General features: G+C 56.7%; 9 protein-coding genes and 1 pseudogene. 7 read left to right on the top strand and 3 right to left on the bottom strand.

Going from position 1 to position 15,204, the window contains the following annotated elements; genetic code table 11:
- Window positions 1-692: 692 nt before the first annotated feature.
- From AB3X89_RS28790 to AB3X89_RS28800, 3 genes and pseudogenes are all read left to right on the top strand, one after another.
- A pseudogene (locus AB3X89_RS28790) lies at window positions 693-1,781 on the top strand (AMP-binding protein); the annotation flags it as partial.
- 411 nt (window positions 1,782-2,192) lie between these two features.
- Window positions 2,193-7,205: an amino acid adenylation domain-containing protein gene (locus AB3X89_RS28795; protein ID WP_368586343.1), complete on the top strand. Its 5,013-nt coding sequence runs from the start codon at window positions 2,193-2,195 to the stop codon at window positions 7,203-7,205.
- Between the two features lie 35 nt (window positions 7,206-7,240).
- Complete coding sequence (locus AB3X89_RS28800; RefSeq protein ID WP_368586317.1) at window positions 7,241-8,587, top strand: MATE family efflux transporter; 1,347 nt, start codon at window positions 7,241-7,243, stop codon at window positions 8,585-8,587.
- A 320-nt stretch (window positions 8,588-8,907) separates the two neighbouring features.
- Here AB3X89_RS28800 and AB3X89_RS28805 read toward each other — a convergent pair whose 3' ends face one another.
- Both AB3X89_RS28805 and AB3X89_RS28810 read right to left on the bottom strand, forming a co-directional pair.
- A complete protein-coding gene (locus AB3X89_RS28805) occupies window positions 8,908-9,117 on the bottom strand; it encodes a glycine betaine ABC transporter substrate-binding protein (RefSeq protein ID WP_368586344.1) in 210 nt (69 codons plus the stop codon).
- 496 nt (window positions 9,118-9,613) lie between these two features.
- A complete protein-coding gene (locus AB3X89_RS28810; protein ID WP_368586318.1) occupies window positions 9,614-10,234 on the bottom strand; it encodes an IS4 family transposase in 621 nt (206 codons plus the stop codon).
- A gap of 157 nt (window positions 10,235-10,391) precedes the next feature.
- Between AB3X89_RS28810 and AB3X89_RS28815 the strand changes: the two genes are divergently transcribed.
- The 3 genes from AB3X89_RS28815 to AB3X89_RS28825 all read left to right on the top strand — a co-directional run bounded on the left by AB3X89_RS28815 (window position 10,392) and on the right by AB3X89_RS28825 (window position 12,763).
- Window positions 10,392-10,784 carry a transposase gene (locus tag AB3X89_RS28815; RefSeq protein ID WP_368586319.1) on the top strand — a complete coding sequence of 131 codons (393 nt, stop codon included), beginning with the start codon at window positions 10,392-10,394 and terminating at the stop codon, window positions 10,782-10,784.
- The gene (gene tnpB / locus AB3X89_RS28820) at window positions 10,781-11,119 is read left to right on the top strand and encodes an IS66 family insertion sequence element accessory protein TnpB (protein WP_368586320.1); all 339 of its coding nucleotides are present in this window, start codon (window positions 10,781-10,783) and stop codon (window positions 11,117-11,119) included. Before AB3X89_RS28815 ends, tnpB begins: the two co-directional genes overlap by 4 nt.
- A 63-nt stretch (window positions 11,120-11,182) precedes the next feature.
- Window positions 11,183-12,763 carry an IS66 family transposase gene (locus tag AB3X89_RS28825; protein ID WP_368586321.1) on the top strand — a complete coding sequence of 527 codons (1,581 nt, stop codon included), beginning with the start codon at window positions 11,183-11,185 and terminating at the stop codon, window positions 12,761-12,763.
- On the opposite strand, the gene AB3X89_RS28830 is transcribed toward AB3X89_RS28825, so the two are convergent.
- On the bottom strand, window positions 12,760-13,485 hold the full coding sequence (locus AB3X89_RS28830) for a transposase DNA-binding-containing protein (protein WP_368586322.1): 726 nt from the start codon (window positions 13,483-13,485) through the stop codon (window positions 12,760-12,762). The two genes, AB3X89_RS28825 and AB3X89_RS28830, sit on opposite strands and share 4 nt — an antisense overlap.
- Window positions 13,486-14,608: 1,123 nt before the next feature.
- Between AB3X89_RS28830 and AB3X89_RS28835 the strand changes: the two genes are divergently transcribed.
- The gene (locus AB3X89_RS28835; protein WP_368586323.1) at window positions 14,609-14,857 is read left to right on the top strand and encodes a hypothetical protein; all 249 of its coding nucleotides are present in this window, start codon (window positions 14,609-14,611) and stop codon (window positions 14,855-14,857) included.
- Window positions 14,858-15,204 lie beyond the last annotated feature (347 nt).

Genomic DNA, 15,204 nt, shown 5'->3' on the forward strand with positions numbered 1-15,204 from the left:
TTTATATTGCAGCATACAGTTCGAAACCTGTATCAAGTGAATTTCTTGCTGCGAACTTATTGCATATTTCCCTTCTTCACCTGAAATCGCTTGCTTGAGTTCAGGTCGTGATTGTGATTGAGGACGGTTACTTTAACGATGAACAGATCACGCACTGTGTGGTCTCCCACGATTGCTCGCTTGTTTCCGATGATCCGAAAGCCTTCATTACGAGCGCGATACTGCTTTTTTTGCCAGTGAGCGCTGCGTGGCCGTTTCGGAAGCGTGCCAGGAACTCGCTCTCAGAGGATCGGGAAGAACTGCGGGGCTGGCGCGATATAGCGCCGTTACGCGACGCGGGCGAGTAGTGACGTGCCTGCGCCAGCCGCATCTTTCGCAGTTATAGGTACGGATTTTAATGGTAACCAGTGATCTTGGCCGTTGCATTGGTGACCGCATGAAAATGCGGTTCAATTTAGCAGAGCAAGTGACACGGCCAAGTGAATAGGTATCAAAATATTGAATACGTACAGAATGCGAAGAAGATGTGATTTTCAATATCTTAAGATTGCCAGTTAGCCTGTTATCCAACCCAAACGCAATGAACCTTTCGGCGATCATTCCACGGATACTTGCGCGGTCGCCCGCCGAGAGAGCTGCTTTTAGTATAGGGTCGGTTAATTCAAGCACTTAGGCGAGTGAGTGAGGTTTAAATGAAAACACTATTGGCAGTGGACTACTTTTGTGAAGCGGCACGGCGTTATCCGCAACATATAGCAGCGAGGCATGGCAGCGAGTCGGTAACGTATCGGGAGCTTGATGAGCAGTCCAACCGCATCGCAATGGCGCTGACCGAGCGCTGTGGCCGCGAGGCGCCCGTCATCGGCGTGTTGATGGAGCGAGGAATTGATTTATTGGCTGCGATGCTTGCCGTTTTTAAGATTCGCGGTACCTATATGCCGCTTGATGGCCAGTATCCAGCGGAACGTTTGGATTACATGCTGGAGAAGAGTAAATGCTGCCTGCTGCTGACCGCCCGTAACTGCTTCGAACAGGCGGCATACTAGCAGACAACCAGACCGGAACTAGTGCTTCTTGATATTGAGGAGGCGCAAGAATCGAGCGCAGCCTTTGCCGGGCCCAGAGGCAAAGGTAGTGATCTTGCCTACGTCATTTTCACTTCGGGTACCACCGGTCACCCAAAGGGCGCAATGATTGAACAGCGGAGCTTGATCAATCACTTGCACGCTAAAGTACACGATCTGGAGATCAGTAAAGCTGATCAGGTGGCGCAGACCGCATCGCACTGTTTTGACATTTCTTTGTGGCAGTTTATGGCGGCGCTGCAAGTGGGGGCGTGCACGCGGATCATTAATAGAGACGTCGTATGCGATCCGTCGAGGCTGCTGCTTGAGTTGCGCGAATCCCAAGTATCAGTCATTCAATTTGTGCCGTCGCTACTACGCTCGTTTGTGGCCGAAGTCGAATTGATCGATGCACGCGCGCTGCCGGCGCTGCGCAGGATTTCCACCGTCGGAGAGGCATTGCCGCCCGACGTATGCCGACGCTGGCTGGCGATGTACCCGTCTATTCCCATCCTCAACCATTATGGACCAACCGAATGTGCCGACGGTGTCACGCATGCACTGATCTCTAACTCTCCGGCGGAAGGTCAGGCATTTATGCCGATCGGGAAACCGATAGACAATCTGGAAATCTATGTGGTCAGGCCAGATGCTGCGGCGCTGACGCTTGTTGCGTCAGGTGACGTAGGCGAACTTTGTGTAGCCGGCGTTGGCGTTGCGCGTGGTTACATTAACGACGACGCGCGTACGGAGCAGGCTTTTGTGGCTAACCCTTTCAGCGATAAGCGCGGATATGATCGATTATACAAGACTGGTGATCTCGTGAGGCTGCGTGAGGATGGCTTGCTGGAGTGTCTCGGAAGAGCAGATCGCCAGGTCAAGCTGCGTGGCTACCGTATTGAGCTTAACGAAGTGGAAGGTTTGTTGGGGTTACATACTGCCGTCGAGGCCGCGGCCGTAGTGGTGCATTATCCCGCTGACAATCGGGTGAAACTGACGGCAAGGGAAACACTGACTAGTCCAGGGGAAGCGGAAAGACTTCCGCGCCTCGTGGCTTTCGTCAAGCTTCGAGAGGAGGTTACACGGAGCGCTTTACGCGAACACATGTCGTGTCAGTTGCCTGACTACATGCTGCCTGATCTTTTCTTCGAGCTGGCGAAATTACCATTAAACGCCAATGGCAAACTTGATTACAACCAATTGCCTTCTCCAGAAAATTTGCGTCCTTTGTCCGATGTGAAATATCTGGAGCCCGCTGACGGTCTTCAGGTTCGGTTGTGCAGGCTCTTAGCCGAGATACTGCATCTAGACCGGCTGGGGCGAAACGACAACTTTTTGCTGATGGGCGGTGACTCGCTGCGCGCCATGCTTGCGATCAACCGTATTCGGAGCGAATTCGCCTGCGAAGTTTCTGTGGTTGACCTGTACCATTGCACAATAGATGAGTTGACCGAACTCTTGGCCGAGAAAGAGGATGGGCATGAGTCGCTCCCCGCCATTGTCGTCAGTCGCCGTGATGAGGGCGGAGAGGCTCCGGCCAGTCACATTCAAAAACACTTATGGTTTTTGTGGAAGCTTGATCCAACAGCATCCAACTATACCTTGCAAACGGCGCTCGAATGCTGCGGAGAGCTTGATCGAGATCGCTTTAGTCGGGCTTGGGATGCGGTGGTGCAGTACTTCGACACACTGCGCATCCGATTCGTCGAAAAGAGCGGCAATCCATATTTGACCTTCGATTCACCGCCGAAGGGTCGTTTGCGCTTTATAGACCTTTGCGGCGACCATCCTGCCTCCAGGTTGGCTGAACTGAAGGCGAGCGAGTTTCAACCGGCCTTTGATCTCGCCGCAGGCACACTGTATCGCGCACTACTAGTACGAGAGAGCTCCGACCGGCATGTTGTCATCTTTACGACGCATGAAATCATTATGGACGCGTGGTCGCTTTCGGTGATGGTGCGCAAACTGCGTGAATTTTACCAGGCGGGAGTCAGTTCAGAGGACGGTCTCAAAGCCGAAATTTCGTTCGCGGATTTCGCTAAATGGGAGTCTGAGCAGTTTCGATCGGACTGCTGGGCGCGACAGCGCTCGTACTGGGCACAACAGCTGTCGGGTGAGTTGCCGGTGCTGACCCTGCCTTCCGATAAGCCTCGTCCGAGGCGGATGCGTTACACCGGTAAGTCACACGCCATACAAATTCCGGCTCTCGCGGCGTCCAGACTTCGCGAACTCGCTGCGGACAATCGCACCACGCTTTTCAGCGTGTTACTGACGACTTTTTACGTGTTATTGAGAGAGTACAGCGGACAGGACGATATCATCGTCGGGACTCCGAATGTAGTACGCGAACAGTCAGGTACGGAACACCTGCTGGGGTTCTTCCTAAACATGTTGCCGCTAAGGGCGAAGATGGATCCTGACAAGTCATTCATCGAACATCTGGCCACGACGCAGCAAACTGTCATCGGTGCTGCCTTCAACGCGGCATATCCATTCAGTCGGATGTTGGAAACAGTTGACGTGGTACGTGGAAGCAATTTTTCCCCCGTATTCCAGGTGATGTTCAACATGTATTCGGAGAAGGCAGAGCTGATTTCTGAGGGGCAGCACGATGTGTCAATTTTCGCCCGCGAATTGGAAAACGGTTATACCAAGTACGATCTCACTCTTTACTGTCAGGAAGAGGGGGACGGCATCTATCTGCAGATGTCCTATTGCACTGAGCTGTTCTCCGACGAGCTCGTTTCCAGAATGCTGCTCAACCTGCAGCAAATTATTCAGGTGATCATTGCGGCGCCGGCGGCGCCGCTTGCAGAGCTGGATCTGCGGCACCCAGCTGAAAAGGCTTTTCTTAAGCGTTACAACGGAGGACGGCTCGCTTATACGGGCGCTAGTACACTACGCGAAATGTTCGAAGCGCGTGCCAAAATGTCGCCAGTGGATACTGCTTATTTCTGGGAGCGCGGTCGCATTTCGTACGCGGAGTTGGATACTGCGGCCAACCGTTTTGCTAACAGACTCGCAGCCTCCGGTGTTGGTGCCGGCGACAGGGTGCTGCTTGGCATTGACCGCGGCATTAACGCGTTGATCGTTATTCTAGCTGCGATTAAGCTGCACGCAACCTACTCGGTGATCGGGGCAAATTATCCGATAAGTCGCATACTTGAGATTGCTAAAGATGTCGCCCCCAAGGCCTTCGTTGCCACGCCGCTGCAGCGGGAAGCATTTCGTGACAGAGGGCTAGTTTTACTGCCGTCGGAGGAAGTTGCATGCGGCAATGAGGAAACAGATGCCGCCCCTTCCCCATCTTGTTCGCATGAAGTGCTGCAGATCGTCTACACATCTGGTTCTACGGGAAAACCGAAGGGCGTTGTGGTTCCCGCTACAGCATGCCTAAATCGTTTGCACTGGATGTGGGGGCAATTCCCCTTCCAGGCAGGCGATGCCTGCGTAGTGCAGAAGTCGGCGGCGCTGGTTGCCAGTCAATGGGAAATCTTCGGGCCACTCTTACAAGGCGTTCCTAGTTTGCTGCTGAGTCAGCAAGAACTGCAAGATCCATCCCTGCTGCTATTGCAGCTAGATCGTTACCGGGTAACGCATCTGCTGTGCTCGCCACCGTTGATCACCGGCATTTTGACGGCACAATTGACAGACGGACGGTCGGTTTCAGATTTGCGGCTGGTCACCTCAAGCGCTGAGGCGTTGCCACCGGAGTTGGCTCGGCGCTTTCTCGAGGCTTTCCCGCAGGCCCGTTTGTTCAACTTTTACGGCTCCTCGGAGTGTAGCTCGAACGCCGCTTGGGGGGAGGTGTGCGAAGTGGGCGCTGATGAACGAACTGTCCCGATCGGTAAGCCGGTGGCCAATGTCGGCATAGCCGTCGTAGATGACAAGTTGCGGCCGGTGGTTCAAGGTGCGGTGGGGGAGATCCTGGTGACGGGTGACTGCCTGGCGAATGGCTATCACGACAGCAGGGAGTTGACAGCCGAGCGATTTGTTGCTAATCCGGTGCCAGAGTTACAGCCTTTCGGAACTGTGGCTTATCGCACTGGCGATTTGGGGCGCCACCGCGACGACGGCCGCTTGGAGTTCCTCGGAAGGCGTGACAACCAAATCAAGATCCATGGCTTGCGCGTTGAACTGGATGAGATTTCTCACATCTTGGGAAAATGTCTTGGGGTCGAGGAGGCCGCGGTGCATTTGCACCGCGCTGCGGATGGCGAGCCGCTGTTGACTGCCTACGTGGTGGGCACGGAGGCGAAGCTGCCGTCAACAGAGGATGGGTTCCGACAAATGCTCCGTCATTCGCTGTTGCCCCATACTATTCCCCGTTCATTTGTTCGCTTGCGGGCTTTGCCTAAGCTGCCGGGCGGTAAACTGGACCGTTCCCGCTTGCCGTTGCCACGGCAAACCGCGGTGGGCGTATTCGCGCCGCTGGTTACCACGACCGAGCATGCACTGGCCGCGGTTTGGCAGGAAGTGCTTGGTATGTCGACGATTGGTGCGGACGCGCATTTCTTCTCACTGGGTGGTACCTCTATGCTGAGCGTGCGCTGTGTGGCGCGGGCGGCCAGGATGGAAATCCGCTTTTCTGTCAGCGAGTTGTACGATTATCCAGTGTTACGCGAACTGGCTGGGCTGATCGATGCCCGCTCCGGCGAACTGGTGCACCACGATGGCGAAATCGACGGTGGAGTGGAAGTAACGCCTACGATACGCTTCATGAATCGGCGCATGGGTTTAGACGAGCATTTCAACATGTGCGCGATCTGGCAGGACGATAGCTGCCGTTTGGATCCGGCCATATTGGAGTCCGCTATCGTTAGGTTGGCGAAAGACTACCCACTGTTGCGCACCAGGATCTCTCGAGATGACGCGGATCTACGCTTCCATACCGGAGTCGGAGCGTTGCATCTGGAGCGAGTTGCATTGGGCTCGTACTCAGAGCTCGGGGATTGCACGCGAGAGGTATCTGGTATCGCTGAGAAAGCGCAATATGCATTCCGGTTCGATGGTCGTACCTGGATGTCGCGTTTCCAATTGATCGAGGCGGAGGTCGGTGGGCGGCCGCACAGATGGATTTTTATCATAATTCATCATTTCCTGGTCGACGGCTATGGGTTCCGGCTGCTGCTGGACGAAGTAGAACGCTACTATCTGGCGATAGAGCATGACCAAGCACCGGATCCCGCATTCAGTGGCCGCGCGCAGGTGAATCGATGGGTGAAGGCGCTGCGCGAACATGTGAGCGGTTCGTTGGACAGCAACATTGCTTATTGGCGAAGCCGGCCATGGGAACTGCTGCGTGAGGATGGTGCAACAGTCTTCGAGGTTGAGCCAGTCGATAGTGGCGCTGATTCCAGCCGGCGCTTGTTCGAGATGCTCCACACTGGGCAGATGCACAGTGATGCTGCTTTCGAGGCCTTGTGCGCGCACAAGGGGATTCGCTATCTGGATCTGGATGCGGAATCGACAAAGATTCTGCTCGATCTGCATCCGGACCGGCACGGCTTTGACGCGTTCGACGTCATCCTGTGCGCCTTGGCGGAGGTGGCAGGACGGGGCAACCAGCGACGAGGGCTGTTTCTGGACAGCATGGACATGCTGCGCACGCCTATCCTGCCGGGTCAGGATCTGTCGACAGTTATGGGCTTTACCGCGGAACTTGTCCCGCTGGCCATCATTTGTGAGGGGCGACTCAGTGTGGCGGAACGTCTGAAAGCGGTGCGTCGTCAGCGCAATTCGGCACGGATCCATGGCATTGGGCTACGGGCGGCTGCGTATCTGCTGCCGGATGATCAGGCGAAGGCATTGGTGGATTTCGACTGGCCGCGTGTTGTCGTCAACTATCGCGCTGTGTTAGATAATCTTCGTACGCGCATGCTGCTCGGCCTTGCTCAACCCACGATCTGGACGGGTGATGGGATGGGGCCCAACCGTCATCACACGTTGCGGTTAGATATCGATAATGTGGACGGTAAACTTCGTATCCAGATGCATTGTGCGTTGCCTTGCTTTTCCGCAGAGGAGACGAATATGCTGGGACGTCAGTTGCTGCATTGTCTCGCGGCTTATGCCGGATGGCTCAGGGACAATCAGGAAGATGTGGACGCAACAAGCGTGAAGGACGGGGCCACAGTATGAACACGCCAGCAGTTGCGGCATCACGGATGCAGTCAATGGCCCACGATCGACTGTTGCCACTGATCCTGCGGCTGGCTCTTCCGTCCGTCATTGGCGTCACTGTCAGTGCCGCTTATCAGTTACTCAACGCCTATTTCGTGGGGCGGCTCGGAACAGCAGCACTCGCGGCGATGGCATTGTCGTTCCCATTTGCAATGTGCATCACGGCAATAGGCCAGATCTTCGGTGCAGGGGCCGCCTCGTTGATTGCTCGAAGCCTGGGACGTGCCGACGATCACTCTGCCAACGATTATGCATCGCACGCGTTATGGTCTGCGATGGTAATTGCTGGCATAACGGCTATCGCGGGCTGGCAGTTGGCTCCAACTTTGCTGACATGGCTAGGCGCTGGACCATCGATTTTGCCACTGGCGGTGGCTTATCTTCATTGGCTGCTGTTGGGCTATGTGGCAGTGGTATTCAATATGGTCTGTGGTTTCATCGTGAGAGCGGATGGCAATACCGTGCTCAGCATGACGACCCAAGTTTCATCCTTCGCAATGAACGCGGCACTCGACCCGGTGATGATTTTCTGGTTCGGGCTGGGCATCGAAGGGGCTGGCATCGCAACATTTCTGGCCCAGTTGTGCGGCTTAACTTTGTATTGGCGACATTTCGCGGGCAGGCACGGAGCCATCGTCTTATCGTGGCCATCGGTGGGACGCTGCGGGTGCCGGCTGGCGAGCATCGCCCGCATCGGCATTCCGCCAGCGCTCAATACGCTGCTCGCGGTAGCGGCCATGTCCATGCTCAATGGGTTCGCTGCTCGCTACGGTGAGGCATCGGTGGCGGCGATAGGTTTGGCCAGCCGCTTGGCGATGCTGGCAGCACTTCCGCTGTATGGACTGTGCAGCGGGGCGCAGTCGGTTGTTGGGTTTAATGTCGGCGCAGGTAACTGGACACGGGTGGCGCAAGCGGTTCGGGCTATGGTTGCCGTCGCGCTAACGTTCGCCGGAGTCTATGCCGGCTGGGTCGTGTGGCAAGCGAGAACCATCATCGGCTGGTTTGCGCACGAGTCCGCGACGATAGAGATTGGCAGCCGCGCGATCTTGCTATTCCATTGTGCGTTGCCGGTGTTAGGGGTGCAACAGGTGTGCCTGCTTTTCATGCAGGCCAAGGGCAACGCAGTCTGGGCAACGCTTGTAGCGGTACTGCGGCATGGCTTGTTTCTGATGCCCCTGATGGCCTTGCTGCAGCACGCTTATGGGCAAGACGGCCTTTTGTTCTCGGTAGCGGCTGCCGATATGGCAGCGGGTCTTATCGCTATGGTTATTCTATACAGTGAAATGCGGCAGATCGACAAGGCCTCCCGGCTCTGTCAGGTTAATGGAATGGGGCCGTAGAATGACGTAATGAAGAAGACAAAACCGCTTTATCACGGTCATCGCTTCCCTGTTATCGTCATCAGCCGTGCGGTTCGGTGGTATTGATATGACTTTGCGTGTTAATCGCGACATTAAATTCCAGGTTGTTGCATCGATGCATGAATTTCCTGACGGCGGCGCAGCAGTAAAGCCGATGGACGATGCGAAGCTTCTAGTCCTCTCCGCCGTGTAGCCCATAGGTCTACAGGAAGGTCGCCACAATCTACGGGTATTTTTCCGCAGAAACCCTACGGATAACGAAGTTGTTATAGATGAGGTATCCGTCTTTCTGCAGTCTTTTATGGAAAGATCTTAAGCCCACCGTTGGCGACAAGCTGTTGACTTGCAGGATCCCAGGCATCGGCGCCGTCGATGTCGCCGCCCTTCCATGCTGCGACAATTTCACTAGGCGCAAGAGGTACTGGTATGATTTTGCTGCGGTCAAGCCCGTATACCCTGATGGCCGCGTCCAGCGCGTATTGTGCCGTCGAGTTCGGAGGGTAGCCGATGGTCTTGCCTTCGACTTACCGGAGTGACGAGATATCCTTACGGAAAGTCAGTTCGCTGGTGGAAATCACTTCTGGAACACCGATAGTCTCGATAGGTAGAGGACGAAATTTTTGGCCATGTCGAGGTGTGCGGTGTGGTGCGGTTGTTGTCAGGCGCACCACGAGAGAACATTCATCAGCCAGGGCCAACCAACGACTACTTCTAAGCAAATTACTGCGACGGTTATAGGGAAACGCGATCTCGTCTGAAAGAGCGGTGCTATTTTCATTTGCCGGAGGCGCTGCCCGATGCGATCCTGGACGATTCTCGGCTACGGGCCGGTGCCTGCGAAGGAGGCGGGGGGCCAAAACGAGCATTCATGCCGTCCGCACAACGACACACGAATGCCCGACCACAGTTGGGCATACACAAGGCATAGTAAGCGCCAACTCGAGCTTGCAATTACCCACTTCTTTTTAGCGCAAGCTTATAGCCGATCTGGATGTCTGTCAGACGTCACATCCCGCGCCACATTACGGTATTGCCCGGCGGAGGGTCGTTGGGGCGGGCAAGGTAACCCCCGAGCTGAGCGAGCCTGATAACGTTGCGCACGAGCGGCGGAGCTTGCGCGTTGTGGGGCGTATCGTGAACGATGTGTTCAAGCAGTTCGATTTCGGTGTGCGTGAACGCGAGTTCGGCGCCGGCCTGCGGCGCCGATCGGCCGAGCATGGTAATCCAGAATATGCGCCAGCTCAGAATGCAGAAGATTGCGATCAGATTCGTTAGCCGCTCGGCTGTACGAAGCCGGGACTCCTCGGCTTTGCAGCCCGATTTCAGGATTTTGTGGAAGGTCTCGATCTTCCAGCGCATTGCGTACCAGTCGAGCTTTTCGATTGCCTCTGCATGAGAGCGGACCGGCAGGTTGGTGATCAGCTTCCATTCGATGCGGGCACGCCCGGGCGGCGGATCGCGTTCCTGAGCGTGCAGGACTGTTAGCTGTAGCGCACGGTAACGGTTCTGCTTGCCGATGGGCGGCAGAACGGTCATAGGCTGGTAGCGCAGTTCGAGCGTCGCGGTCATCGGACGGCCTTTCGCGTCGCGAAGCTCGACGCGGTGGAGCCCCTTGACCTGAACCATGCTGCATGGCTTTGGAGATCGTGTGCTGACCGTCTCCCGCGAGCCTGTCAACGCAGGTACGCACAAGGAAGTGGGTGCAAAGTAAGCGCCCGGTCATCCCATCTTGAGTCACGGTGAAAGTCTTGGGAGCATCGTGTTCACTTAAATAGGTGGACACGTGAACACTATTGAAGAAGCAGCGGCACCTAGCCGTCGACGACGCCGGCGCTACAGCGTCGAATTCAAGGCTCAGGTAGCGGCAGCTTGCCAGGGGCCCGGGGTATCGCTCGCGGCCATCGCATTGCACCACAAGCTGAACGCGAATCTGCTTCGACGTTGGGTCGAGCAGGCCGAAACGAACGATTGTGTGCTGGTGGCACGTAGCGACATGGCAGCGCCACTGGTAGCGGCGCCGGCACCGGAATTTGTACCGCTCGCTCTTGAGACGCGAAACACGCGCACAGCTGAGATTCGGGTCGAGGTGCGTCGCGCGGACCTGTCAATAACGGTTAGCTGGCCAACCTCAGAGGCAGCGCAGTGCGCCGCCTGGCTGCGCGAGTGGCTCGCATGATCCGCATTGATCAGGTGTGGCTGGCAGTTGACCCGCTGGATATGCGGGCCGGCTTCGATACGGCACTGGGTCGGGTGATCACCGTGTTCGGCGCTGCGCATCCGCACCATGCTTACCTGTTTGCCAACCGGCGAGCCAACCGCCTGAAGGTGCTGGTTCACGATGGGATTGGCATCTGGCTGGCTGCGCGACGGCTGAATCGGGGGCAGTTCGCGTGGCCGCGCGCTGGTAGCGAACCAAAGCAACATGCGCTCACGCAGGAACAACTTGCCGGTCTGGTGGTGGGTTTGCCATGGCAGCGCATCGGCGCGGACGGCGTGATCCGTGTCGTTTGAGGACGTTCGGGACGTATACGGTCGCGCTTTCGCGCTCTCCGGGGTTCTGGCAGACTCGTCTGCATGGATCTGCCCGCCGACCTCAACACTCTTAGCCCCGAACAACTGCGTGCGCTCGCCACGCAACTGATTGCACGCGTCGAAGACCGGGACCGGGAGATTGAAGAGAAGACCCGGGAGGTCGGTGAGAAGGAGCGGGAATTACGCTATCGGCAGACCCGCATCGACCAGTTGACCCACGAGATATCGATTCTCAGACGCCATCAGTTCGGCAGGCGCAGCGAGCAGCTCAGCAGCGATCAGATGAACCTGCTGGACGAGGCAATTGACGCGGATCTCGCCGCCATTGAAGTTGAGCTCGAGCAACTTCAGCCACAAGCCACAACCGAGCCGCTACCCCTGCAACCGAAGCGTGCAGCGCTGCCGGCGCAATTGCCGCGCACAGAGATCCGGCATGAGCCGGAGAGCACCGTATGCCAGTGTGGCTGCGAGCGCGTGCGCATCGGCGAGGACATCAGCGAGAAGCTGGACTACACGCCAGGTGTGTTCACCGTGGAGCGGCATATCCGTGGCAAGTGGGTGTGCAGAAACTGCGAAACACTGATTCAGGCTGCGGTGCCTGCGCACGTCATCGACAAGGGCATCCCGACCGCGGGACTGCTGGCGTCAGTGCTGGTTGCCAAGTACGCTGACCACCTTCCCCTGTATCGTCAGGAGCAGATCTTTGCGCGAGCGGGCGTCGCGATACCGCGCTCGACATTGGGCGCATGGGTCGGTACGTGCGGCGTGCAGCTACAACCGCTGGTCGACGCGCTGCATCAGGAAATCCTGCAGCAGGGTGTGCTGCATGCGGATGAGACACCGGTACAGGTGCTCAGTCCCGGCAAAGGCAAGACTCACCGCGCGTATCTGTGCGCGTATACGCCCACACACTACAGTGAGTTACGCGCCGTGGTCTACGACTTCGCCGACAGCCGTGCAGGCGAACATGCGCGCGCGTTCCTCGCTGGCTGGCAGGGCAAACTGGTATGCGACGACTACAGTGGTTACAAGGCTGGATTCCAGCAGGGCATCACTGAAATTGGATGTGCGGCGCACGCGAGACGCAAGTTCTTCGATCTGCACGCCAATCACAGCAGTCAGATCGCCGCGCAGGCGCTGCCGTTCTTCGCTGCGCTTTACGACATCGAGCGCGACGCTGCAATGCTGCAAGCCGACGAACGCCAAAAGCTCCGACAGAGTCGGGCCAAACCGGTCTGCGACGCACTACACGAATGGATGATGGCGCAGCGCAAGCTGGTGTCGGAAGGTTCTGCAATTGCCAAAGCGCTGGATTACAGTCTTAAACGATGGGATGCGCTGACCCGCTATCTCGATGACGGTCACGTGCCTATAGACAACAACTGGGTCGAAAATCAGATACGTCCTTGGGCTATCGGCAGGTCGAACTGGTTGTTTGCCGGTTCGCTTCGAGCCGGCAAACGAGCCGCAGCCATCTTGAGTCTGCTACGTTCAGCGCAACTGAATGGGCACGAACCGCATGCCTACCTGAAGGACGTTCTCACCCGATTGCCGACTCAAAAGGCCAGCGACATCGCAGCATTGCTGCCTCATCGCTGGCAACCGGCGGATCCCATCCGCTAGTTCAGTTCGCCAAGACGGGTTTGCTGGCCGCTTACGGTGCAAAGATCGTATGCGGTGCAAAACAGCTCGTAAATGTCGCTTTCCCGATCGCCGATGTGAATGCAACGCACAGGATCGTCGAGAAGCTCGGTCGACTGGCGCATATTCTCCAGCCATCGCCAGCTTTCCTTTTCCTCAATCGGTACGCGCGTGGGATTGATATGGCGCTTGAGCTCCGAAGCCCCCTTGAACCGCTTTCTCGTCCAGAACTTCACCGCCGCCAGGCCAAGTGGCAATCCATCGGCAGTAACAGCAAGACTCGAATGCATCAGGATGTCGCATTGCGTGAGCGGTCGTCGCGGGCCCATGCCATTCTTCCCTGTGCGCAGGCTCGTCTTGCCCGTGTAGCCGATGAGTTCGGGACGCTCGCGCTGGTACGAGAATGCGGTCGTGTCCTGCAGGATAAGCACTGGTCCATCGGTGGCCTTCACACGTTCGGCGCTGGCCTGGAAATGCCCGCTCAGGATATCGTGTTCGCTGACGCGGTCGTTCGACAGAAACCTGTACGCGGCCTTGGTAGAAGCCCAGTCCTGACATGCGAACGGAATAGTCTGCCCCATGCCGTCCCAGAGCTTTTCCAGCAGCGTTGCGAAGCGACGGCGCAACCGTGTGTCCTGGAATTCGCCTCCCTGGACTCCAAGATTCATCCACGACCGATCATCCGCCCGTCGCTTGCCGGCCATCTCGCTTACGCATGGAACGTGACGTATGCCAGGTTACCAGGTTTCGCGGCAAAGATGTGGGCAATTGCAAGCAACTCGAGACCATCTTGACGAAGGTCTCGCTCCGAGATACCCCATTCGGCGGATCATCGAGGCGTAATATCAGGATTGGGCATAGCTAAACAGCCTGAAGACCTGTTCAAGGACGACAGGCAAGAGCGCCTCAGCACGTTCCTTCACAGGTCGCTTCAGGAACGTCAGCTGCCGCTCAATTCGCTGACTCGCGACCACCGTTGTGAGATTGTTGGGGCCCTTGGGGTGGAAGGATGTTTCCAGAAAGTCGGATTGAGGCTCAGTTCTCTCAGCGCTTGGCCTGTCTGCATTCGTACACCGTTTGTCTGGAAATCGCCATTGCCTACATCCGTCGGCGAGATTGGAAGAAATGCGTCACGCCAGTCACTGTTGACCAGGCCCTTTGACAGAGTCTTCCTCGCATACAGCGCCAGCAACATTCTGGCCCTACGGAACCCTTGTGAACCTGCTCACCGGATTGCCACCACGCTAACCCGCTGCCATTCATTCATTGAGCTTACTGTCCGAAATGCCGACGCGCATGCCGTCACAGTTCAATGAACTCCACGGCAGCTGCGCTCAAAGCGCCTTGCTGATCGATGCAGATATCGTGGCAAGTGATCATCGCATACCTCGCTGAAGACTTAACACCCCGCTTTGGCCGCGAGATCGGCTGGGCCAATCTCGCTAGCATGCGCGACTTCCATCTCGCCTCGCCCTAGGGAGAGATTTTCCAGACAGTGTCTGAAAAATCGGCGGCTCACCGCGATCAAGCGTTACTCAATGCCGTCTAGTGCTGTCATTCGGTGATTTCACGGGCCATCTCAAATACCCAAAGATCCGGCTTGACGGAACGGTGGCTATCGCGCGTATCTCGCTGCGCCTCAGACCTGGTTCCTCTGCTTGCAGCAGGCTATTTTTCCCGCATACAGGTTAGCGGCCGCTCGCGAATATACGGTGGCTGACGACACCGTGTCGCGTTTCCGCTTATCGCGCAGAACGAGGACGCAGGCGCAGACGTGTCGAACGCCCCACCGACTATGGGAATTCATTCGGCACATCGGGAGTAGCAATGTTCTGGGGTCCCACGGGCAAATCCAGTTGCCTTAAACGGCCCCAGAAGGGCGACAAGCGTTTGAAGCGGATCTTCTATCAGTCGGCATTTGCATCCATGCGCTGTCCCAAGAGCGCTGCCTTTAAACGTAAAGAAGCGAAGCGCCGTCATCAGATCATCATTGCTCTTGCCAGGAGGCGTGTGAATGTGCTGTCGGCAATTCTCCGCAACAGGAATCCAATGCCCGAACGACTGCCGCTTGCTTGACAAAATCATTAGGCCGTCTCTCCCTTTGGTCTGGCTAGAGTGAATCAATCCCGTGCCGGCACACCACGGTTCGTTGAGCCCCATATCGCGTGCGCCCACCACTAAAATGCAGAAATGCTCGCAAACAATATAATCTTTAGTATCAATTCATTGGCGCCTTTCCTTGGGCAGCTGCACCTAACCATGTAGCACCATCCGAACTCAGTTGGCGACGAAGCGTTGCGGGTCTTCGGAGATCCAATCCGTGGCCTCGGTTGCCTGTTTCCCCTCCGCCGTGCCGATGGCCGAACTGCCGTGGCATACCGACGCCTTCGCATGCGTCGCTCCGATAGGAAAAGGCACTGGCG

Origin of the sequence: Paraburkholderia sp. BR14320 (assembly GCF_040948665.1) — a bacterium.
GTDB classification, from domain to species: domain Bacteria; phylum Pseudomonadota; class Gammaproteobacteria; order Burkholderiales; family Burkholderiaceae; genus Paraburkholderia; species Paraburkholderia youngii.